Genomic DNA, 21,253 nt, shown 5'->3' with positions numbered 1-21,253 from the left:
TATCGTGCGGCCCATGTACCGCGGGCTGCTCCTCGACATGTACGGCACCCTCGTGCACGAGGACGACGAGGTCCTGGCCCCGATCTGCGCCCACGTCGCGCGGCTCGCCGGTGTCGAGCCCGGCGTCGTGGCGAAGGAGTGGTGGCGCCGGTTCGGGGAGGCCACCCGTGCGGCCCACGGTGACGCGTTCCGTCTGCAGCGGGACCTGAACCACGAGACGCTCGCGGAGACGATGCAGCACCTCGACGTGCCGGGCGACGCGGAGGCCCTCTGCCGGCCCCAGTTCGACTTCTGGCGTCGTCCTGCGGTCTTCGCCGACAGCCTGCCGTTCCTGCGGGAGCTCGGTGTGCCTGTGTGCGTGGTCTCCAACATCGACCGGGCCGACGTGCGGGCGGCGCTGGACCTGCACCAGCTGCCGGTGGACGCCGTCGTCACGAGCGAGGACGCCCGCGCCTACAAGCCTCGCCCCGAACCGTTCGAGCTCGCCCTGGAGGCTCTGGGGCTGCGGGCCGACGAGGTCCTGCACGTGGGGGACTCGGCGTCTGCCGACGTCGGCGGCGCCGCTGTGCTCGGGATGGACACGGCATGGCTCAACCGCAGGGGCCGCCAGGCCCCACCGGGCTGCGAACCCACCTTCACGGCGGGCTCCTTCCACGCCCTGGTGGTGCAGCTGAGCCTGGGTGGGCAGGGCGTCTGATCGCCACGAGGAGGGCAGCGGCCGTGCGCGAGAGTCGGTCCGTCTCGCCCACCAGGGAGGGCGCCACAGGGGTCTCGGTGGAGGTGAGTCTCAGCCGGGGGTGGCGAGGCGCTCGAGCGCCCGCACCAGGAGCGCTTCCGTCGGTGCGGTGAGCACCGCCACCTCCCCGTCGTGCGGGACGTCGATGACGAGGCGGATGTCGAGCCCGCGCATCGCCGCTGCCCGGGCGCTGCCGTGCTTGTCGCGGAGGGCGAACGTGTCGGGCGGACGCCGCGAGGACTGCCAGATGAGTGCGCCGCCGTCCGTCGCGGTCTGCAGCTCCGGAGCTGCCTCGCGCAGCTGAACCGGTGTGAGCAGCAGGTCGAACGACATGCGGCGGACGGTCCACCGACTCGCGGGCGCGTCCGAGTGCTCACTCAGCGGCACCGCGAGCGGTGTCCACCGCCAGTCCGCAGCGCAGTGGTCCTCCACGACGACGAACTCCAAGCCGGGGTCGGTCGCCCTCACGATGTCCGACAGGTGCGCGGGCCACACCCCGGCGGTCCACAGACCGTGGTCGCCCTGCTGGGGTGCGCCGGACGTGTCCACGCTGAAGTGGATCACACCGGACAGGCCAGTGCCGAGACCGCGGGCGCGCTGTTCATGAGCGTGGCACCAGGCTCAGCGCCCCGGTCGCGGGGACCGGGGCGCTGCTGGGTCGATCTCGGTGACGTGCCCGCTCAGCCCACCTTGACCAGCTGCCACTGCTGGTTGGCGCCGTTCCAGTCGGAGTACTGGACGATGTTCCCGCCGTCGCTGGTGGAGGCGCCCTGCACCTCGACGGCCTTGCCGCTGTTCCGGGCGATCAGCTGGACGTAGCCGTCGATCGTCTGGATGCCGAACTGCTGGTTGGTGCCGCCGTGGTCGCTGTACTGCTGGATCGCCGCGCCGTCGGCGGTGGAGTTCCCGCTGACGTCGAGGACCTTGCCCGACAGCCGCGACTTCACCTTGTAGTAGCCGTTGCCGGTGCTGACGAACTGCCACTGCTGCTGGTTGCCGCCGTTGCGGGACCACTGGGTGATGCGGGCGCCGTCGGCGGTGGACAGGTTGTACACGTCGATGGCCTTGCCGCTGTTGCGGTTGACGAGCGTGTACCAGGCCGAGGTGTCGACCGGACCGGTGCCGGGGTTGGAGGTCGGGCTGGGCGTCGGCGTAGGGGTCGGCGTGGGAGTGGGGGTCGTGCCGCCCGCCGGGTTGCCGATGCTCCCCGGCACGGCACGCAGCGCGGCGTACCAGGCGGCCGCCATCTTGTCGTAGCCGTTCGCGTTGGGGTGCACGCCGTCCGGGAGGTCGGAGAGGCTGACCGCCCGGTACATGTCGACGAGGTGCACCTTCTTCCCGGCCGCGGCCCTGCTCGACACGATGCCGGGGATGGCGGAGTTGTAGGCACGGACCTGCGAGTCCGCGTACGAGACCGGGATGAGGGTCGCGACGAAGACGTCGGTCTGCGGGGACGTGCTGGTGATCTTGTCGATGACCCCCGCGAGCCGGTTCGGCGCGTTCGCCAGGTCGCGGTTCTGGCTGATGTCGTTGGTGCCGATGTGCAGCAGCACGGTGCGCGGCTGGTACGTGCGCACCCAGTTGACGACGTTGGCGTCGATCTGGTCGATCCGCCAGCCGGAGTGCCCCTCGTGGTCGTGGTCCCACAGGCTCGACGGCCCGTTGAAGCCCGACCCGACGAAGTCCGTGGTGTAGCCGCCCTGCGCCAGGCGCTGCCACAGCCCGACGCGGTACCCGCCGCCTCCGGACATGCCGATGCCCTCCGTGATCGAGTCACCCAGGGGCATCACGCGGGTGCCCCCGTTGCTCTCGGCGGAGGCGGGCGCGGACTGTGCCACGACACCCCCGGCGAGTGCGACACAGAGCGTGACGGCGAGGGCCAGCCGTCGAGCAATTCCGTGCATGTCGTCTGCCTCCTGGAGCCGGCCGCGCGGGCGCGACGTTGCGCCGATGTGAACGTTCACGCGCGGGAACGCCTCACTGTGGCACGGGGCTCGTGGGACGCGCGATCGGCTCAAACGATTAGGTGAGGGGTGTGGGCGGTCGCGCGTTGCGGCTCCTACCTGCAGCGGGACCGGTCGGTGACGCGACCGACGTCTCGCCTGGTCGTCCGAGTCCTGCGGTGTACCTCTTGACCTTCGAGCCGGGTCGAAGGTCTACGGTCCAGGCGTGGCCTCCTACCGGATCTCCCAGCTCGCCGAGCGCAGCGGTGTGCCCGCCACCACGCTGCGGTTCTACGACGACGCCGGCCTGCTGCCGGCGCGGCGCACCGCGGCGGGGTACCGCATCTACGACGACACCGCGGTCGAGCAGCTCGCGTTCATCTCCTCGGCCAAGTTCCTGGGGCTCGCCCTCGGCGAGATCCGCGAGCTGCTGATCGCCCGGCAGGACGGGCCGTGCCGCACAGTCCGGTCGCGCCTGGTCGCCGGCCTCGAGACGCAGCTCACGGCGACCGGCACCAGGATCGACGAGCTCACGACCTTCGCGGCTCGCCTGTCCGAGGTCCGCGCCGAGCTCCTCCAGGCGGCGCCTGCGGGCGGCTGCGGTCCGGACTGCGGGTGCACCACCGGCGCGGCCGCGGCGAGCGTCCCCGAGGACCTCCCAGCGGCGATCCCGCTCTCGGTCTCCCCGCCGACGACAGGGACGGACACCAGGCAGGACGCGTCCGTGGCGTGCGCGCTGGACCCGTCGGACCTGGTCGCGCGCACCGACCAGTGGCACAGCCTCCTGGAGCACGCACAGCGACGCGAGGACGTCGACGGGGGAGTGCGGATCACGTTCCCCGCCGACGCCGACCTGGCCGGGCGCGTCGCCACGCTGGCGGCGGCCGAGCAGAGCTGCTGCGCCTTCCTCGACTTCACGCTCCACCTCGAGCCCGGCCGGCTGGAGCTGACGGTCCGCGCACCCGAGGCGGGCACCGCCATGGTGACCGACCTGTTCGGCGGCGACTTCTAGGCGCAGGCGTACCGCGCCGGCAGCGCCTGCACCGATCGACAGCCAGTCGGCGGGTGCCCTCGTGATGGGCCGATGAGCCAGGGCGGCGCGCTGGTTCAGCGGTACATCGACGCCTTCAGTGCCGGCGCTCCCGTCCGCCACCGACCCCGCTACCGCGGCCGCCGACAGGTATCAACCAGCACCACCACCCGCACCTCTCTCCCGAGAGGGGGGGTTGCCGTGGCTGCGTGTCGTGAGGTGTCGACCTGGATCCAGGAGAACGTGCTGACGCCCGTCGAGCGGTTCGTCACCCAGGCCCGCGAAGCGTGCGAAGAGGTGCGCACCTGGGTCGAGGAGCAGGTGCAGCGCCCCGTCGAGAACTGGGTCAGCCAGACCGAGCGCCGCTGCCGCGAGCAGGACTGCAACTGGTGGTGCGCGTGCTGCAACAAGTGGTTCTGCTGGCTCGTGACCGTCGTCGTCCGGGTCGTCACCTGGGTCGTCGTCACCGTCGGCAAGTGGGTCGCGCACCTGGTGTGCAAGATCGTCGTCACGGTCATCGGCATCGTCGTCGAGCTCGTCCTCAAGGTCGTGTCGCGACTCGTCACGTTCTTCGTGTGCCTGTTCACCGACCCGATCAAGGCGCTGAGCGCGCTGTGGGACCTCGTCAACGACGTCGTGGACGCGCTCGACGACGTCCTCGGTCTGGTGGTCGAGCTGCTCGACGACGTCGGCGAGATCATCCGGGACGTCGGTCGGCTCCTCGAGGGCCTGGGGCGCTCCTTCTGCATCTACGGTGACGGCGCGTGCGCGCTGTTCGGCGCGATCTTCGGCTTCCTCAAGGCGGTCACGGACTGGCTGGCCGACGTCGTGGACTGGGTCCGGGACACCGTCGACGGCGTGCGGGACCTCGTCCTCGGCATCCTCAGCCTCGACTGGTGCCGCATGCAGCGCGGCCTGGGCATCTTCAACGTGCTGCGTCTGGTCACGAGCGTGACCCGCCTGCTCGGGATGCTGTTCTACGTCGGCCCCCGTCAGCTCGTCGACCGGCGCGGCCTCGAGGCGACGATGGACTCGGCGCTCACGCAGGCGCTCCTCGACGACCCCGAGCGCCTCGAGCGCGCGCGCACCCGCGCCGGGATCGGCGGAGCACCCCTCGGGACACCGGCCACGCTCGACCCGTGGCGCCTGGCCGTGCGGTCGGGCGAGTTCCTGCGAGAGCTGCACACCTCGGGCGTCCTCGACCTGTACGCCGTCGCCGGCCGCTTCAGCGACTGCCAGGGCAAGTTCACGTACGACCAGCTCAACGGTGAGGTCGTCTACACCGGCACGCGGACCACCGTGTCGAAGACCGACATCGACGACTTTCTGGAGCTGGGAGCCGACGCGGTGCCCTCGTTCACCGTCCACGCGATCGACCGGGAGGTCTTCCAGCGCCACCTCCAGACGGCGCGTCGCAAGGCGCTCACCGTCGGAGTCAGGTTCTCGACCCGGGGGGTGCGCGAGCTGCCGGTCGAGGACGCACGGTTCGTCCCGCTCGACGCGGGCGAGTCCAGCGGCGCCACCCAGCGCACCCTGCTGGAGCTGGTCGGGCGCAACGCGCGCGACGAGGACCTCACGGTGGTCCCGGTCCTGGCGGTCTTCGGGTACGTGGACACGTCCCTGCACGGCCTCGCCTCGTCGCACCGGGGAGAGGTGCACGGGCCGACGGGCACGACCTTCCGGTCACGCTTCCCCGAGGTGGTGTTCGAGTACGTCCCGATCCACGAGGTCGGCCACTACCTGGGGCTCGACCACGAGGGCCACACCCATGCCGGGCAGATCATGTGGAAGCCCGCGCTGGGCAACGACTGGGGTCAGACCCTGCTGACGTACCTGCTCGGGTCCGGTGAGGCGGACTTCACCGGCGAGGACGCGACCGCTGTCTGGCTCTGGCTGGCGACGACACCCGAGGCCCTGGCGGACTTCTTCCCGTGAGCACGAGGAGGCGACCGTGGAACTGATCGTGGAGGACCTGACGACCCTCGCCCGGCTGCGTCGGCCCGGCACCCGCTCGACGATCCGGCGGGTGCGGCTGCACGGGGCGCTCGCCGACCCCGTGCTCGAACGACGTCTCAACACCGCGTACTTCGCGTGCGGGTGCAAGACGGGGTCAGCGGCCGTGAGCCTGACGATGGCGGTGTCGGTGCTGCTCGGCATCCTGCAGGGGTTCGCGGGGCCGTGGGCCCTCTGGCGGATCCTGCTCTACCTGGCCGCCGCCGCGCTGCTCGGCAAGGCCGTCGGCCTCGTCGGCAGCCGGGTGGAGCTCCGACGGATCTACCGGCGACTCGACGCGGCTCTGGTGAACGACCGGCGGTGATCCGCCGCCGGGCTGCGGCGGGCGTGAGGGGAGAGCTGATCCACCGGTCACGCGATGAGCGGACCCGGATCACCGAGCACACCGAGCGGTGCAGACTCCCGACGCCAGCAGGTCAGGACTCGTCGGCGCGCCGCAGCACGATCAGCGGGGTGACGTAGTGCTCGAGCACCCGGCCGCCGACGGCGTCACCACATCTTCAGCGCGAACCACGAGTCTCCGCGCAGCCTGCTCAGTAGAGTCAGCAAGCCGTCACTGCGACCGGAGGCTCTGCGTGCCCGTGAACACCCCCGCCCCGGAGGGCTTGTGGGCAGCAGTCCACGCCGAACGCTCCGCCCGCGGCCGAGGCCGACAGCGACTGTCCCCGTCGACGAGCGTGACGCGGCGCGACGCGGTCTGGTCCGCCGGCGCGGACGCCACGGAGTGAGTGCGGCGGCAGCGCGGGCCGGGTCTGCGGGCGCCCGTCCGCGGGCCTCGACGCGACGCGCAGGGCACCCGTGAGCACCGGCGCGAGCGAGGCCATCAGCGGCTTCCTGCTCGTCGGGCCGTTGTCGTCGGTGATCGTCCTGACGTGGGTGGCGTCGTGGTGGCGTCCGCGGCTCCGGCCGGGAGTCGTCGCGGCGGTAGGGCTGGCTGCAGGTGTGCTGGCCATCGTCGCGGCCGGGCTGTGGCCGGACGACGACGAGGGCGGTGGCTTGTCGTCGGTGTCGACCGCGAGTGCCGTGCTGTTCCTCAACGGCAGCCTTGCCGTGTGGGTCAGCGCTGCCCTGCTGCTCGTCACCGGGATCGTCGCGCTGGTGCGGTGGTCCCGCAGCGAGGGCCTCGGCTGAGAGCGTGGCCGCTTGGCGGCGTGCTGGCGTCGGGCCAGCTCACCCGGTCCGGGGCGGGCGTCGTCGAACCCGGCGGCGTCGATCCACGCGGTGCCACAGGCCCGCAGCGGGGTCGTCGCGGCGCGCGCGAGCATGAAGACCCCGGCGAACCCGGCCCACGGCCACGCCAGCCTGGCGGCGCCGTCGGGGGCCCACGAGCGCACGGTGAGCGCGTCTCACTTGCCTGTCGGAGTCCTCAGGTGACGGCGGGGAGGCGGTCGACTCGTCCCGGCTCTCGCCGCAGTCCACACCTGCGTTTCCACAACGACGAACGGCGCGACCATCACGCGCACTCTCTCGACGCGGGTCAGCCCCGCGGGGTGAGGGTCTGCCGGCCGAGGGTGCTCACGACCATCGCACTCCTCGCCCCGCGTGGCCCCGCGGTCCGGTACGACCGGACCGGCGTCTCCGGTCGGTCCCACGGCGGGCCCCACTCGCTGAGGACGTCGACGAACACCCAGCGGGCGTCGGGATCGGGTGGTGCGTAGCAGTGGACGGTCTTGCCGACGACGATCGACGCGGCGGGCAGCTCGGCGACGAGGCGGCCGCGCGTCCAGGCATCGATCCGGTCCGGGTCGCAGAGCGCCGTGACGACGGTCGCGAGGTCGTGCGCGGACAGACGGGGCACGTCGAGCCAGCCGAACAGGGCGGCGAGCTCGGCGTACCAGGCGGCCACCTCCGCGTTGCCCGTCGACCTCACGGTGAGGTCGTGCCCCTCGACCTGCACGTCTCCGCTCGCGAACCACCACAGCATCGACTCGGCGCCGGTCGACCCGAAGTCGTCGCGGCGGCGGCGGCCCATCTCCCGCGCGTACGCCTGCTCGCAGTCGTCGACGTACGCGAGCACCTCGAGGAGCTCGCGGCAGAAGACCTCGGCCGCGCGGGCGTCGGGCACGTACATGCCCGTGCGGTGGCACACCTGCTGGAACCGTCCGACCAGGCGCTCGCGGAGTTCTTCCAGGCTGGGCACGGCCGTCACCCTATCGAGGGCTGGTTGCCGGACGAGGGGTGCTCAGTCACACCGGCTGGACGGAGAGGCTCAGCCGCGTAGACGCATCGGCCTCGCCCGGACAGGAACGGCGCAGGCGGCTCGTCTTCCAGCCGCGAGAATGATGCGCCGAGAGATGGGCGCGACGCCGGACACGCTGCGGACAGCTAGCTGCCGTGACCTGCGTGCTGACAGCAGCGGGGACCGGCCTGGCGTCTCACCTCCGTGCCCGGATCCTCGCGATCGCACGCCAGGGCTCCGGCGCGCTCACCGCCCGGACGTGCCAGCCCGCCACATCGCACCGGCCGCCATCGTTGTTGCCGGCGGCGAGGACAGTCCCATCCCCTCGTAGGCCGAGGGTGTGCGTCGACCCGGCGGTGACGGCCACCACGTCACGCCATGAGGCGGTGTCGCACTGCCCGTGGCTGTTGTCGCCGGCGGCCAGGACTCGCCCTCTGGTATCGACCCCTGCGGTGTGGTGGCTGCCCGCCGACAACGCGACGACGTCGCGCCAGTCCAGCACCTCCGCGGCACCGGCGCTGCGGTCGCCGGCGGCGTGCACCCGGCCCGTCCCGGTGACGGCGACGGTGTGCAGGTGGCCGGCCGAGACCGAGGTGATGCCGCGCCATCCGCTGACCTCGCACTGTCCCCTGCGGTTGTTCCCCACGGCAGCGACCGTGCCATCTGCCCGCAGGCCCACGGAATGCCAGTCTCCCGCCGCGGCGGCGACGATCTCCTCCCACTCATCGACCTGGCACGCGCCTTCACGCGCGCGACCCGCGGCGAGCACGGTGCCACTGGCACGGACACCCAGCGTGCGCCGCCAGCCGGCGGCGACGAACACGACGTCCGCCCAGCCAGCGACGGCACACTGGCCGTCCTTGTCCCAACCGACCGCGACAACCGTCCCGTCGGTACGCAGGCCCACAGTGTGCGAGCGGCCCGTGTTCGGTGCCGTGTGCACACTGCCGACCGCGACCGACACGATGTCGGACCACGCACCGACGGAGCACTCCGGCGATCCGGGGGAGCCTGCCGCAACGACAGATCCGTCCACGCGCACGCCCACGGAGTGCCGTCGCCCAGCGGCGATCACCGGGCGTCGCGCGTCCGTCACGGAGCACCCGTGCCGGCGTCGTGTCGGCCATCGCGCCAGTCTCTCCGGCCTGGAACGGGCAAGGCTCCCGACGGCCGGCTGCACCTGCACCGGCCGGACCTCACGGCGAGCGCGGGGTCACGGACTGTCCGCCCCACTCCTCGGGCGCGACGTCCGCGAGCGTCTGGTTGAGCACCCACTGGTGGCCGAACGGGTCGTTCAGCGTGGCCTGCCGCTCGCCGTACTCCCAGTCGTGCGACGGCTCGACCAGGACGGCTCCGCGAGCGAGCGCCACCGTGACGACGGCGTCCGCATCGACGACCTTGAGCATGACCTGGTGGGAACGGCCGTCGGGATCCGGGACGCGGCGTCCGGGGCGCTCCTCGGCGACGACGAGCTCGGCGGCAGGGCCGTCCGGGAGCCCGAGCTGGGCGCGGTGTCCCTCGCCGATGCGGACGTGCTCGACGAAGCCGAGCACCTCGGTGTACCAGGCGACCGCGGCGCGGACGTCGGCGACGATGAGTACGGGCGTGACCCGGGCGTGCGGTGCGGAGCGGTTGGTCAGCACCCAGCCACCGTAGGCCCACGGTGTCCGTTCTGCCGCTCGCGGGACGAGCGCCGTCCTGTGCCACTCGCCGCCAGGCTCGTCCATGCGGTCAGCGTGGCAGGTGACACGTCGGTGACGACGCGACATCGCGATGACAGATCGACGACAACGACAGCTCCGGCCTGCTTCGTGACCTGCCTCCGCCAGGCCTACCGCAGGGCGCGCAGGTCGTCGAGGTCGCCGTCGAAGACGTTCATGTCGATGAACGACTCCTCGCCGTCGTACCCGTCGAGGCGGTCCCGGTTCGAGTACTGCCAGAAGGTCCACGCCCGGTCGTCCGACAGGGTGGGCGGCACCATCACCGACCGGATCCAGATCGGCGTGCCCGGGAAGTGGCCGGCGACGTACCGGTCGTACGCGCTGCGGGTCGCGTAGACGACCGGCTCGATGCCGTGGTCACGCAGGGTCTCGATGAGCGCGGTCAGCTCCGGGCGGACCTGCGCCGCGTCCGGGGGGTCGGCGTGGAACGTCCCGTAGTACTCGACGTCGATCGCGACGGGCAGCAGGTCCTCGTCGTCCGGCACCGTCGCGAGCACGTGCTCCGCCTGCGCCCTGCCGCTGCTCTCGAAGCTGAAGAAGTGGTACGCACCGACCATCAGCCCGGCCTCACGCGCCCCGCGCAGGTTCGCCTCGAACTCCCGGTCGACGAACGACGAGCCCTCGGTGGCCTTCACGTACGCGAAGTCGACGTCCTGCCGGGCGATCGTCGGCCAGTCGACGGTTCCCTGCCATGCCGAGACGTCGACCCCCCGCACGTCGTAGCGCGCTGCGAACAGACGGTTCGGCCACACCAGGCCGCGTTCGACGAGCGCGGCCCCGAGCGCGAGGACGACGATCGTCCCCGTCAGGACGATCAGCAGGACACGGACGCGACGGCGGCTCGGCACCGCGCCAGTCTGGCGTCGTCGCGCGTCCTGCGCGCGCAACGTCCACCTGACCGGCCGCAGACGCTGCGTGCCACGATCTGGTCGCCGAAGCACGCAACGCGCCCGGTCATCGGGTGTAGGGCTCGCGGTACTTGTCCGCCGTCCGACGCTCTGACCTCGACGTGGACAGCTCCCTGAGAACGCCGCCGTCTCACTGTCGTGTCCGAATCCTCAGAAGCGGTACGGGACGGGCTGAGCTGCAGGGGTGCGTATGACCGGGCCGAGGGCGGGGTCTCGCTATCGTGCGGCCCATGTACCGCGGCCTCCTCCTCGATCTGTACGGCACCCTCGTGTGCGAGGACGACGAGGTCCTGGCGCCGATCTGCGCCCACGTCGCAGGGCTCGCCGGTGTCGAGCCCGGCGTCGTGGCGAAGGAGTGGGGGCGTCGGTTCGGCGAGGCCTGCCGCGCGGCCCACGGTGACGCGTTCCGCCTGCAGCGGGCCCTCAGCCACGAGACGCTCGCGGAGACGATGCAGCACTTCGACGTGCGGGGCGACGCGGAGGGCCTCTGTCGTCCCCAGTTCGACTTCTGGCGTCGTCCTGCGGTCTTCGCCGACAGCCTGCCGTTCCTGCAGCAGGTCGGGGTACCCGTGTGCGTGGTCTCCAACATCGACCGGGACGACGTGCAGGCGGTGCTGGACCTGCACCACCTGCCGGTGGACGCCGTCGTCACGAGCGAGGACGCCCGCGCCTACAAGCCTCGCCCAGAACCGTTCGAGCTCGCTCTGAGCGCTCTGGGGCTGCAGGTCGACGAGGTCCTGCACGTCGGGGACTCGCCGTCCGCCGACATCGGTGGTGCCCGGGTGCTCGGGATGGCTACGGCATGGATCAACCGCAAGGTCCGGCGTGCCCCGGCGGGCTGCGAACCGACCTTCACGGCGGGCTCCCTCCACGAGCTGTCCGAACAGCTGCGCCTCGGCATGCGGCGCAGCTGATCGACACGAGGAGGCGAGCGCGCAGAGGGGGTCGCAGGACCCCTCCAGATCCTCAGTGGTGCGCGGACACGTCAAGGCGACGGCGGGCACGCGCCGGACACGCTGACGCGAGCCGGACAAGCGGGACGCAAACCCACATCAGGTGGCTGTAGGAACTCATCGAACGTGTCCGGGGGCCGAAGCTCTGGCCTGCGGTGGGACAAGTAGGTGAGGCGGCGCGCGTCTCAGTTGGCTGTCCGAATCCTCGGATGCGCTGCGGCCACCGGGTGGTGCGTCAGCTGTGCAAGTGGCGATGTTGTCGACGGTGAGAGTCGGTTGCCCGCGGCGGGCGGCGGGGCACGGGAGCCAACAACAGCGGCGGCTCAGTGCCTCGGCAGCCCGCGCGTCGCCATCGGGCGCGTCAGGACGCGCAGGAGCACTGATCACCGTGAGCGACTCGCTAGGTTCGGGATCGTGGTCGTCACCTCCCTGCGCCGCTACCCGGTCAAGTCGATGGGTGGAGAGGCGCTGGCCTCAGCCGAGCTGGACCATCGCGGGTTCCACGGGGACCGCTGGTACGCCGTCGTGGACGGCGACGGCCGGTTCGCGTCGGTCAAGGACACCCGCCGGTTCCGCCGGCGGGACGCCGTCGTGCGCTACACGGCGTCGACGACGGCGGACGGCCAGGTCGAGGTTCGCTCGGACGACACGAGCTGGCTCGTGGGCGACCCGCTGCTCGACCGGCACCTCACCACCGCCATGGGGAGCGAGCAGCGCATCCTGCCCGAGGCTGCCGTCTCGCACCAGGACGCCGGTGCCGTCTCCCTCGTCGGCACCGCGACGATCGCATGGTGCGCGGCCCGGTGGGGCGGCAGCGACGACCCTCGGCGGCTGCGCGTCAACATCGTCGTGGAGACGCAGACGCCGTTCATCGAGGAGACCTGGGTCGGCCACCAGATCGCCCTCGGGTCCGCCGCGCTGACGGTCGTGGAGCGGATCCCACGGTGCCGGATGATCGATGTCGAGCAGGACGGGACCAGCCCGCGTGCCCCATGGCTCCGGTCGCTCGGCTCCGAGCGAGATCTGTACCTCGCGGTCTACGCCGACGTCAGCCGACCGGGTGTGATCACCCTCGGCGACGAGATCTCTGTGCTCTGAGCCGAGGATGGGCCGCAACCTCTGACCGGACAGGGTGCGTCAGTCGGCGCTCGGCGCACAGCCGACCGTCGCCCTACCAGTCAGTCGGCGCTCGCCGAGCCATCTGAGCGTCTTCCCAAGGGAGGCGGCCAGGCCTCTGACCTGCGGAAGGACACGTAAGCGCGAACGGCGCCGTCGCGCTTGGGTGTCCCAATCCTCAGCCCAGTGCGGGCGCTGCGGTGCTGTGACCTGCGATGGGACTCGCTCGATGCACCAGCAGGTCGGCGGCCGGACACGCTAACGCGACGCGGACAGGCTCGATGCGAACCCTCAGCAGCAGCAGGGGTGTAGGAACTCATCGAACTTGTCCGGCCCGAGGCTCTGACCTGCGGTGGGACAAGTAGTTGAGACACCTGCCATCTCACGCACTTGTCCACATCCTCAACGACCGGGAGGTGCGCGTCTGGTCAGCGGACGATGCCGGCCTGGAGTCGACCGCCAAGCGGTGCGAGCAGATCGTCGGCCACCTGCAGGAAGAGGGAGCGCTCGCCTGATGCGAACGCACCGATCAACCGGTCGGCAACGGCGGGGGCCCCGGTGCGGAGCCTGCGCAAGAGCCACTTCCCTGACCCGAGCCACTGCCGCTGCGTCAGGAGAAGCAGCTCGGACAGCGCGGTGAAGGCATCGGCCAAGAGCAGTGCACGCTCGCCGGGGTCGTCGGCGTCCGCCAGATCGTCGAGCAGAGCGCTGACGGCGTAACGGCGAACGTCGAGTGCGTGCTGCTCGATCCGCGGGCCGGCCGACAGCACGTCTCGTGCCCACGTCTGCAGATCATGGAGTTCAGGCCCGGAGCGCAGGACTACGCCCTCGCTGAGCATCGTGAGGATGACCGGGCGGTGCGCGTCGACCTCGCGGCCGGCCCAGGTGCGGTACGCCTCGGGCGAGTACGCGAACACCTCTACGACGCGCCCGCTGTGCTCGTACGTCGCTGCCAGACTCGACCGCCCGCCGTCCAGGGCGCCCGTCGGGCAGATCAGGACGAGGTCGAGATCGCTGGTCGGCGTGCTGGTGCCACTCGCGCTGCTTCCTGCGAGCACAGCACCGCAGGCCGCGGGAAACAGGCTGGCGACGAGCTGTTCGGCGATCGCTGACTCGGCGTCGAGGGTCGGCACGCGCACGAGCCTAGAGGCGGTCACGGACCCCGTCCCGAGCCACGCCCATCTCCCCACCGTTGGCCCTCCGGCTGGGACGACTAGGTGAGATTGGGTCAGGCCGTGGGCAGCTTCATGAGATGGGGACAACTCAGATGAGATCCCACACCGGCGGTGAGACGCGGAGCGAGACGCACCCGGGAACAAACTCCGCCCTCCAAGAGTTGAGCCCATCAGACTCAACTTCCGCCGCCTCCAGTTGCCTCGCGCCCCCGGCGCATCGCAGACTTGAGCCCGGCGGACTCAAGACGTCTCTCAGACCACAGCACGTCGGAGCCTCACCGGGCTCCAGGAAGAAGGCACACACATGGCACGAGCAGTCGGCATCGACCTCGGTACCACCAACTCGGTGGTCGCCACCCTCGAGGGCGGCGAGCCCACCGTCATCGCGAACGCGGAGGGGTCGCGCACGACTCCGTCCGTGGTCGCGTTCTCCAAGACCGGCGAGGTCCTCGTCGGTGAGGTCGCCAAGCGTCAGGCCGTCACCAACGTCGACCGCACCATCTCGTCCGTCAAGCGCCACATGGGCACGGACTGGTCGGTCACCATCGACGACAAGAAGTACACGGCGCAGGAGATCAGCGCCCGCATCCTCGGCAAGCTCAAGCGCGACGCCGAGGCGTACCTGGGTGAGCCCGTCACGGACGCCGTCATCACGGTCCCGGCGTACTTCAACGACGCCGAGCGTCAGGCGACGAAGGACGCGGGCACGATCGCGGGCCTCAACGTCCTGCGCATCATCAACGAGCCCACCGCCGCGGCGCTCGCCTACGGGCTCGAGCGCGGCAAGGAGGACGAGAACATCCTCGTCTTCGACCTGGGTGGTGGCACGTTCGACGTGTCCCTGCTGGAGGTCGGCAAGGACGACGACGGCTTCTCGACGATCGAGGTCCGCGCGACCGCCGGTGACAACCGCCTCGGCGGTGACGACTGGGACGCCGCGATCGTGGCGCACCTGGTCACCGAGGTGAAGAACACCACGGGCGTCGACCTGTCGAAGGACAAGATCGCCCTGCAGCGTCTGCGTGAGGCGGCGGAGCAGGCCAAGAAGGAGCTGTCGTCCGCGACGAGCACCAACATCTCGCTGCAGTACCTCTCGATGAGCGAGAACGGCCCCATCCACCTGGACACCAAGCTGACGCGCGCGCAGTTCCAGCAGATGACGCAGTCGCTGCTCGACCGCGTGAAGGCGCCGTTCCACCAGGTCATCCGCGACGCGGGCATCTCCGTGAAGGACATCGACCACGTCGTGCTCGTCGGCGGCTCGACCCGCATGCCGGCCGTCTCCGAGGTCGTCACCGAGCTCACGGGCGGCAAGGAGCCCAACAAGGGCGTCAACCCGGACGAGGTCGTGGCCGTCGGTGCCGCGCTGCAGGCCGGCGTCATGAAGGGCGACCGCAAGGACGTCCTGCTCATCGACGTGACCCCGCTGTCCCTCGGCATCGAGACCAAGGGTGGCGTGATGACCAAGCTCATCGAGCGCAACACGGCCATCCCCACCAAGCGGTCGGAGATCTTCTCCACGGCCGAGGACAACCAGCCGTCCGTCCTCATCCAGGTGTTCCAGGGTGAGCGCGAGTTCGCCCGGGACAACAAGCCGCTCGGCACGTTCGAGCTGACCGGCATCGCCCCGGCCCCGCGCGGCATGCCGCAGATCGAGGTCACGTTCGACATCGACGCGAACGGCATCGTGCACGTGTCCGCCAAGGACCGCGGCACGGGCAAGGAGCAGTCGATGACGATCACCGGTGGCTCGGCCCTCCCCAAGGAGGACATCGACCGCATGGTGAAGGACGCCGAGGAGCACGCCGCCGAGGACAAGCGCCGCCGCGAGGAGGCCGAGACCCGCAACACCGCGGAGCAGCTCGTCTACCAGACGGAGAAGCTGCTGGCCGACAACGGCGACAAGCTCTCGGACGACATCAAGGGCGAGGTCGGTGGCGCCGTCACGGAGCTGAAGACCGCGCTCGAGGGCACGGACGTCGAGGCCGTCAAGGCCAAGCACGCCGCGCTGCTCACGGCGAGCCAGAAGATCGGCGAGGCGCTGTACGCCAACCAGTCCGCGGCCCCGGCCGCCGACGAGGCCCCGGCCGGCGCCGGCTCGACGTCCTCGACGACCTCCGACGAGGACGTCGTCGACGCCGAGATCGTCGACGACGAGGACGACAAGAAGTGACCGAGGAGCGTTCGGGGTCGGGTACGCCCGAACCCGAGGACACCCCGCGGTTCACGGACAAGCGCCGCGTCGACCCGGAGACGGGCGAGCTGCGCGAGCCGACGCCCGAGGAGGCCGTGCTGGCCGAGGCCGAGCAGGTCACGACGGAGGCCGAGGAGTCGGTCGTCCTGGAGGGCCTGGTGCAGGCCGAGAAGCTCGCGGCCGAGCGGCTCGAGGAGCTGCAGCGCGCGCAGGCGGCGCTGTACAACCTCGAGCAGCAGTACAACGGCTACGTCAAGCGGTCCAAGGCCGAGACGGTGGCGGCGCACGACCGTGGCGTCGCGACCGTCGGCGAGGCGCTGATCCCGGTCCTCGACGACATCGACCTGGCCCGTCGCCACGGCGACCTCACCGGTCCGTTCGCGTCGATCGCCGAGAAGCTGGAGAGCACGCTCTTCCGGCTCGGCGTCGAGCGCTACGGCACCGAGGGCGACCCGTTCGACCCGGCCGTGCACGAGGCGCTCATGCACTCGCACTCCGACGAGGTCGAGGTGGCCACGGTGCAGCAGGTGCTGCAGCCCGGCTACCGCACCCCGGCGCGGATCCTGCGGGCCGCGCGCGTCGCGGTCGTGGACCCGGAGGCCTGAGGCCGCCATCATCAGCACCGAGAGACGCGGGGGCGGCGGCCGGGGGACCGGCCGCCGCCTCCGCGGCACCAGGAGAACCACCACGACCACGCACCACAGCACACGAAGCAGGAGGGAGGCGCCGTGACCGGCCAGGACTGGATCGAGAAGGACTTCTACGCCGTGCTCGGCGTCGCCAAGGACGCCGACGCCGCGACCATCAAGAAGGCGTACCGCAAGCTCGCCCGCCAGCTGCACCCCGACCAGAACCCGGGTGACGCCAAGGCGGAGGCGCGGTTCAAGGACATCGGTGAGGCGTACGCGGTCCTGTCGGACCCCGAGCAGCGCCAGCAGTACGACCAGCTGCGGGCCATGGCCGGCGGTGCCCGCTTCACCGCGGGCGGCCGCGGGGCAGGCGGCACCGCGGGGTTCGAGGACGTGTTCGGCGGCATGTTCGGCGGCGGGGCCAACGGCCCCGGCGGGCGGGTGCGCTACTCCAGCGGCGGGGCCGGCGGCGCGGGCTTCGAGGACATCCTCGGTGGCCTGTTCGGCGGCGCCGGCGGGTTCGGTGCGGCGCGCGGCCCGCAGCGCGGCACGGACCTCACGGCCACCACGACGCTGCCGTTCCGCACGGCCGTCGAGGGGTCGACGATCTCGCTGTCCGTCGAGGGCCGCACGGTCAACGCCCGCATCCCCGCAGGGGTGCGCGACGGGCAGAAGATCCGTCTGCGCGGCAAGGGACGCCCCGGTGACGACGGCGCCCCGGCGGGCGACCTGGTGATCACGGTGCACGTCGAGCCCCACCCGGTCTTCAGCATCGACGGCGACAACCTGCGTGTCACCGTGCCCGTCGCCTTCGACGAGGCCGCACTCGGCGCCACGATCGACGTCCCCACGCTCGACGGCTCGACCGTGCGCGTGAAGGTCCCGGCCGGTACGCCGTCGGGTCGCACGCTGCGGGTCAAGGGCAAGGGTGTGGCGACGTCGCGGCACACGGGCGACCTGCTGGTGAGCGTGCAGGTCGTCGTACCGCAGAAGCTGTCCGGTGCGGCCAAGGAGGCCGTGCAGGCGTTCGGCATCGCGACGTCCGGGCAGGACGTGCGGGCCGACCTGATGGCGCAGGCCAGACGCTGACCTGCGGAGCCGGTGAGGAGGGGTGATGGACGAGGACTCCAAGGTCTACGTGATCTCCGTCGCCGCCGAGCTCGCGGGCATGCACCCGCAGACCCTGCGGCAGTACGACCGCCTCGGCCTGGTGCGGCCCGCGCGCACGCGCGGCCGCGGCCGTCGCTACTCGCCGCGCGACATCCGTGCGCTGCGCGAGATCCAGCGGCTGTCCCAGGAGGGCGTCAACCTGGCGGGCATCAAGCGCATCCTCGAGCTCGAGGAGGAGGCCCGTGCGCTGCGCCGGCAGGTCGAGTTCCTGCGCACGCTGGTCGACCCGGGCCGCCGCGTGTTCCGGGCCGACCCGACCGGCAACGTCGTCGCCGACCGGCTGCACCCGCTGGCCGAGGCGAGCGCACCGCGGCCCACGCGCTGGGTCCCGCGGCAGCTGACGTCGGGCACCGCGCGCCGCGACTGACCGCACCTGCGCAGCGTGCCGCGCGGCGCCGTGCCGGTGCCGTCAGGCCCAGTGCCAGCGGAACCTGGCGTGGCGCGATCCGTTGAGCGCGCGGACCCGCGCCGCGGCGTGCGGCAGCCAGCGGTAGAACTCGTACCCGCTGCCCGTGAAGACGGCCCACGGCAGCAGGCCCACGAAGCGCGCCAGCAGCAGCAGCAGCGCGACCGCTCCGACGAGCCACAGCTCCAGCAGCATCACGACGCCGGCGAGTACAACGAGGCCGAGCAGTGCCGCCAGCACGCCGACCACCAGGGCGACGACGCCCCCGACGAGGTCGTCCGAGGCGCCGCTGAGGCCCGACAGGTCGATGCCCGGGTCGGGCATCCGGCGGCGCGGGCGCCACGGCAGCAGCCGGACCTCGATGACGGCGGGCGGCCGCTCGGGACGGTCCTCCACCACGTCCTCGTGCGTTCCCCAGGCCGGCATCACGGCAACTTATCGCGGTCCGGGGTCGACGGCGCCCCCACCCGCCCTCAGTCCGCGCACCCCCCCCGCGTGGGGCGCTGGGCCGGACGGGTGACAGCGTCTCGGCACGGTTGTCCGAAACGGACAATCCGGACGACGATGGCCCGACCACCGCGGCTGCGGCGGCCGAGCACCGCGGGCCGTCGCCTCACGAAGGGCCCGCCCGTGACCGACGCCCCCGCCAGGCCCCTGCTCGGCGCGCACGACATCGCCGTGGACCGCGAGCGGGTGCGTCGCCGCCGGGTGATCCGCCTCTGCCTGGTGGTTCTGGCGCTCGAGGCCTACGTCGTGTGGTCGGCGCTCACCGGGCGGCCGCTCGTGGTGCTGCCCGCCGTCGACCCGCTGGTCATCGCCCCGGTGCTGTTCTTCGTCGCCCTGATCGCGCTGCTCGTGGGCACCCAGGTCGGTGCCGGGCGGTCCCCGCACATCACGTTCCGCCCGGAGCAGGTCGACGTCACGCTGGCCGACGTCGTCGGCATCGACCCGATCGTCGACGACGTGCGCCGCTCCATCGACCTGTTCCAGACGCACCGGCGGTTCGCCGACCAGATGGGCGGCACCCCGCGGCGCGGCATCCTCTTCGAGGGGCCGCCCGGGACGGGCAAGACCCTGACCGCCAAGGCGATGGCGGCCGAGGCCGGGGTGCCGTTCCTGTTCGTCTCCGCGACGAGCTTCCAGTCCATGTACTACGGCGCGACGGCCCGCAAGATCCGTACGTACTTCAAGGCGCTGCGCCAGGCCGCACGGGCCGAGGGTGGTGCGATCGGCTTCATCGAGGAGATCGACGCGATCGCCCTGCGCCGTGGTGGCCTGCTCGGCGCGGAGCCCACGGCGGCGTTCGTGGGGTTGCCGTCGCCGTCGTCGCTGCTGGCCGGCCAGGGGGTGGTGCGCAACGCGATGATCTCCGAGGGCACGGGCGGCGTCGTCAACGAGCTGCTGGTGCAGATGCAGTCCTTCGACCAGCCGGTCGGTGCGGACCGCTTCTACAACGGGCTGGTCGCCGCCGTGAACCTGCTGCTGCCTGCGCAGCGCCAGCTCAAGCAGCGCCGCCCCACGCGGGCGCCGATCCTGCTGATCGCCGCGACCAACCGTGCGGACCACCTCGACCCGGCCCTGCTGCGCCCGGGTCGCTTCGACCGGCGGCTCACGTTCAACCCGCCGGACGCGCACGGACGGCGGGCGCTCGTCGACCACTTCCTCGCCCGGCGTTCCCACCACGCCGAGCTCGACGAGCCCGCCGTCCGTGACCGCGTCGCCGCCGCGACGAGTGGCTGGACCCCCGTCATGGTCGAGCACCTGCTCGACGAGGCCCTCGTCAACGCGCTGCGGCGCGGCGACGACGCGATGACCTTCGTCGACGTCGAGCAGGCGCGCATCACCGAGCTCGTGGGTCTGGGGCACCCCGTCACCTACACGGCCGGCGAGCGCACGCTCATCGCGACGCACGAGGCCGGCCACGCAGTCACGGCGTGGCTGGTGGCGCCCAACCGCACGCTCGAGGTGCTCACCATCGTCAAGCGCGGCTCCGCGCTGGGCCTGCTCGCGCACGGCGACTGCGAGGAGGTCTACACCCGCACGCAGTACGACCTGCGGGCGCTGGTGCAGATCGCGATGGGCGGCTGGGTGGCCGAGGAGCTGTTCTTCGGCCAGACGACGACCGGCCCGGCGTCCGACCTGGCGGCGGCGACCCGCACGGCCGCGCAGATGGTCGGGGCGGCGGGCATGACCGGCTCGCTGGTGTCGTTCGCGGCCACCGACCGGGACCTCGTCTCGGCGGTGATCGGCGACACGGCGGCGCGGGCGCAGCTGGAGGACGTGCTGGACAGCGCGCGGGCCACGGTGCGGCGGCTGCTGGCCAGCAACCGGGACCTGGTCGAGGCGCTGCGCGACGCGCTGCTCGACCGGCACGAGCTGGTGGGCGAGGAGATCACGTCGGTGCTGGAGAAGACGGTGGCCGCACGGCCCGACGGCGTGCGACCGGGGCCGCCGGCGGAGCACCTGCGCATCGCCTGACGCCCCACCCGCAGGCGGCGCGCGGCCCGGGGACGTAGGTCCCGCGTCCTGGCGGTGCCCCGCTGGGACCATCGAAGGGCCGGAGACCCCGGCACTTCGCTGTCCTCGCACCTACAGGAGCGTGTCGCCGTGTCCGCTGTCACCTGGAACCGTCCTGTGACGGCTGCCCGCCCGCTCCCGCTGCGCACCCGCGTGCGCCACGTGGTGGAGACCGTGCGCTGGGCACCGGCGCCGTACTTCGAGGGCTCGGCGCGGCAGCGCGCGCGCTACGTCGCCTACCTGCTGGGGTCCGTGCTCGCCTGGACGGTCGGCAGCCTCGCCGTGCTGGCCGTGATCGGGCAGGCTCTCGCGTCGTTCTGACGCCCCCGACACCGTGCCGGGCGTGCAAGGACGCCCTCCCGGTGCGGGCCGTACCCCGTGCGCGGCCACGTGCACGCGCCGCGGCGGCCGTCCGCACGGGCAGGTAGCCCGCAGAGCGGACGGTCCGCCGCGTCGCGGACGGCCGCCCAGCAGGGTGTCGCACGCAACTGTGCGCCCGTGGCATCCCGGCATAGCGGACAACGCCCCCGAAGCCGCCTGTGGACGGTGGTGGGGACGACGTG

Annotated in this window: 21 protein-coding genes; 13 read left to right on the top strand and 8 right to left on the bottom strand. The window is 71.9% G+C overall.

The annotated features are described in order from the left end of the window. Positions 1-13 precede the first annotated feature (13 nt). Entirely contained in the window at positions 14-697 is a 684-nt protein-coding gene (locus J1G43_RS17495) for an HAD family hydrolase (protein ID WP_207371048.1), read from the top strand. A 90-nt stretch (positions 698-787) separates the two neighbouring features. On the opposite strand, the gene J1G43_RS17490 is transcribed toward J1G43_RS17495, so the two are convergent. Continuing rightward, the gene (locus tag J1G43_RS17490) at positions 788-1,300 is read right to left on the bottom strand and encodes a hypothetical protein (protein WP_207371047.1); all 513 of its coding nucleotides are present in this window, start codon (positions 1,298-1,300) and stop codon (positions 788-790) included. A 116-nt stretch (positions 1,301-1,416) separates the two neighbouring features. Next, positions 1,417-2,574 carry an RICIN domain-containing protein gene (locus J1G43_RS17485; RefSeq protein ID WP_307859650.1) on the bottom strand — a complete coding sequence of 386 codons (1,158 nt, stop codon included), beginning with the start codon at positions 2,572-2,574 and terminating at the stop codon, positions 1,417-1,419. A 331-nt stretch (positions 2,575-2,905) separates the two neighbouring features. On the opposite strand from J1G43_RS17485, the gene J1G43_RS17480 reads away from it, so the two are divergent. The 4 genes from J1G43_RS17480 (at position 2,906) to J1G43_RS17465 (ending at position 6,853) form a co-directional block, all read left to right on the top strand. Further along, positions 2,906-3,691: a MerR family transcriptional regulator gene (locus tag J1G43_RS17480; protein WP_207378949.1), complete on the top strand. Its 786-nt coding sequence runs from the start codon at positions 2,906-2,908 to the stop codon at positions 3,689-3,691. Positions 3,692-3,928: 237 nt separating this feature from the next. Beyond that, the gene (locus tag J1G43_RS17475) at positions 3,929-5,644 is read left to right on the top strand and encodes a hypothetical protein (protein WP_207378948.1); all 1,716 of its coding nucleotides are present in this window, start codon (positions 3,929-3,931) and stop codon (positions 5,642-5,644) included. Between the two features lie 16 nt (positions 5,645-5,660). Next, positions 5,661-6,026, top strand: coding sequence for a hypothetical protein (locus tag J1G43_RS17470; RefSeq protein WP_207371043.1), 366 nt, complete (start codon positions 5,661-5,663; stop codon positions 6,024-6,026). Positions 6,027-6,520: 494 nt separating this feature from the next. Then, positions 6,521-6,853 carry a hypothetical protein gene (locus J1G43_RS17465; RefSeq protein WP_207371042.1) on the top strand — a complete coding sequence of 111 codons (333 nt, stop codon included), beginning with the start codon at positions 6,521-6,523 and terminating at the stop codon, positions 6,851-6,853. A gap of 346 nt (positions 6,854-7,199) precedes the next feature. Here J1G43_RS17465 and J1G43_RS17460 read toward each other — a convergent pair whose 3' ends face one another. The 4 genes from J1G43_RS17460 to J1G43_RS17445 form a co-directional block, all read right to left on the bottom strand. Beyond that, positions 7,200-7,862, bottom strand: coding sequence for a hypothetical protein (locus J1G43_RS17460; protein WP_207378947.1), 663 nt, complete (start codon positions 7,860-7,862; stop codon positions 7,200-7,202). Between the two features lie 235 nt (positions 7,863-8,097). Next, the gene (locus tag J1G43_RS17455; protein WP_307859649.1) at positions 8,098-8,865 is read right to left on the bottom strand and encodes a chromosome condensation regulator; all 768 of its coding nucleotides are present in this window, start codon (positions 8,863-8,865) and stop codon (positions 8,098-8,100) included. A gap of 232 nt (positions 8,866-9,097) precedes the next feature. Further along, positions 9,098-9,544, bottom strand: coding sequence for a VOC family protein (locus tag J1G43_RS17450; RefSeq protein WP_207378945.1), 447 nt, complete (start codon positions 9,542-9,544; stop codon positions 9,098-9,100). A 188-nt stretch (positions 9,545-9,732) separates the two neighbouring features. Continuing rightward, positions 9,733-10,470, bottom strand: a complete 738-nt coding sequence (locus J1G43_RS17445) for a GH25 family lysozyme (protein WP_307859648.1) — start codon at positions 10,468-10,470, stop codon at positions 9,733-9,735. A gap of 290 nt (positions 10,471-10,760) precedes the next feature. On the opposite strand from J1G43_RS17445, the gene J1G43_RS17440 reads away from it, so the two are divergent. Beyond that, on the top strand, positions 10,761-11,444 hold the full coding sequence (locus J1G43_RS17440) for an HAD family hydrolase (protein ID WP_207378944.1): 684 nt from the start codon (positions 10,761-10,763) through the stop codon (positions 11,442-11,444). Between the two features lie 453 nt (positions 11,445-11,897). Beyond that, positions 11,898-12,581, top strand: coding sequence for an MOSC domain-containing protein (locus J1G43_RS17435; protein ID WP_207378943.1), 684 nt, complete (start codon positions 11,898-11,900; stop codon positions 12,579-12,581). Positions 12,582-13,027: 446 nt separating this feature from the next. On the opposite strand, the gene J1G43_RS17430 is transcribed toward J1G43_RS17435, so the two are convergent. Next, positions 13,028-13,732: a hypothetical protein gene (locus tag J1G43_RS17430; protein WP_207378942.1), complete on the bottom strand. Its 705-nt coding sequence runs from the start codon at positions 13,730-13,732 to the stop codon at positions 13,028-13,030. A 346-nt stretch (positions 13,733-14,078) separates the two neighbouring features. Here J1G43_RS17430 and dnaK point away from each other — a divergent pair, with 346 nt between their 5' ends. The 4 genes from dnaK to J1G43_RS17410 all read left to right on the top strand — a co-directional run bounded on the left by dnaK (position 14,079) and on the right by J1G43_RS17410 (position 18,134). Beyond that, positions 14,079-15,947 (top strand): molecular chaperone DnaK, encoded by a 1,869-nt coding sequence (gene dnaK, locus J1G43_RS17425; protein ID WP_207341894.1) that lies wholly within the window; start codon positions 14,079-14,081, stop codon positions 15,945-15,947. Next, positions 15,944-16,573: a nucleotide exchange factor GrpE gene (gene grpE, locus J1G43_RS19210; RefSeq protein ID WP_207378941.1), complete on the top strand. Its 630-nt coding sequence runs from the start codon at positions 15,944-15,946 to the stop codon at positions 16,571-16,573. The genes dnaK and grpE overlap by 4 nt, the downstream gene beginning before the upstream one ends. 123 nt (positions 16,574-16,696) lie before the next feature. After that, positions 16,697-17,686, top strand: a complete 990-nt coding sequence (locus J1G43_RS17415) for a DnaJ C-terminal domain-containing protein (protein WP_207341896.1) — start codon at positions 16,697-16,699, stop codon at positions 17,684-17,686. A 25-nt stretch (positions 17,687-17,711) separates the two neighbouring features. Continuing rightward, positions 17,712-18,134 (top strand): heat shock protein transcriptional repressor HspR, encoded by a 423-nt coding sequence (locus J1G43_RS17410; protein WP_207371031.1) that lies wholly within the window; start codon positions 17,712-17,714, stop codon positions 18,132-18,134. A 42-nt stretch (positions 18,135-18,176) separates the two neighbouring features. On the opposite strand, the gene J1G43_RS17405 is transcribed toward J1G43_RS17410, so the two are convergent. Beyond that, complete coding sequence (locus J1G43_RS17405) at positions 18,177-18,599, bottom strand: hypothetical protein (protein ID WP_207378940.1); 423 nt, start codon at positions 18,597-18,599, stop codon at positions 18,177-18,179. Positions 18,600-18,803: 204 nt separating this feature from the next. On the opposite strand from J1G43_RS17405, the gene J1G43_RS17400 reads away from it, so the two are divergent. Together J1G43_RS17400 and J1G43_RS17395 are read left to right on the top strand one after the other, a co-directional pair. Continuing rightward, entirely contained in the window at positions 18,804-20,651 is a 1,848-nt protein-coding gene (locus J1G43_RS17400; protein WP_207378939.1) for an AAA family ATPase, read from the top strand. Positions 20,652-20,780: 129 nt separating this feature from the next. Next, on the top strand, positions 20,781-21,011 hold the full coding sequence (locus tag J1G43_RS17395; RefSeq protein WP_207341900.1) for a chemotaxis protein CheW: 231 nt from the start codon (positions 20,781-20,783) through the stop codon (positions 21,009-21,011). The last annotated feature ends 242 nt before the right edge of the window (positions 21,012-21,253 follow it).

This window comes from Cellulomonas sp. zg-ZUI22, from assembly GCF_017353535.1.
In the GTDB taxonomy this organism is placed as follows: Bacteria; Actinomycetota; Actinomycetes; order Actinomycetales; family Cellulomonadaceae; genus Cellulomonas; species Cellulomonas wangleii.
Note: the sequence above shows the minus strand (reverse complement) of the source record. Positions and strands in the feature narration are given on the sequence as shown.

Coding starts and splice junctions, on each gene's coding strand:
- J1G43_RS17495 (WP_207371048.1), top strand. CDS start 14: ATGTACCGCGGGCTGCTCCTCGACATGTACGGCACCCTCGTGCACGAG.
- dnaK (WP_207341894.1), top strand. CDS start 14,079: ATGGCACGAGCAGTCGGCATCGACCTCGGTACCACCAACTCGGTGGTC.
- J1G43_RS17405 (WP_207378940.1), bottom strand. CDS start 18,599: ATGCCGGCCTGGGGAACGCACGAGGACGTGGTGGAGGACCGTCCCGAG.
- J1G43_RS17440 (WP_207378944.1), top strand. CDS start 10,761: ATGTACCGCGGCCTCCTCCTCGATCTGTACGGCACCCTCGTGTGCGAG.
- J1G43_RS17410 (WP_207371031.1), top strand. CDS start 17,712: ATGGACGAGGACTCCAAGGTCTACGTGATCTCCGTCGCCGCCGAGCTC.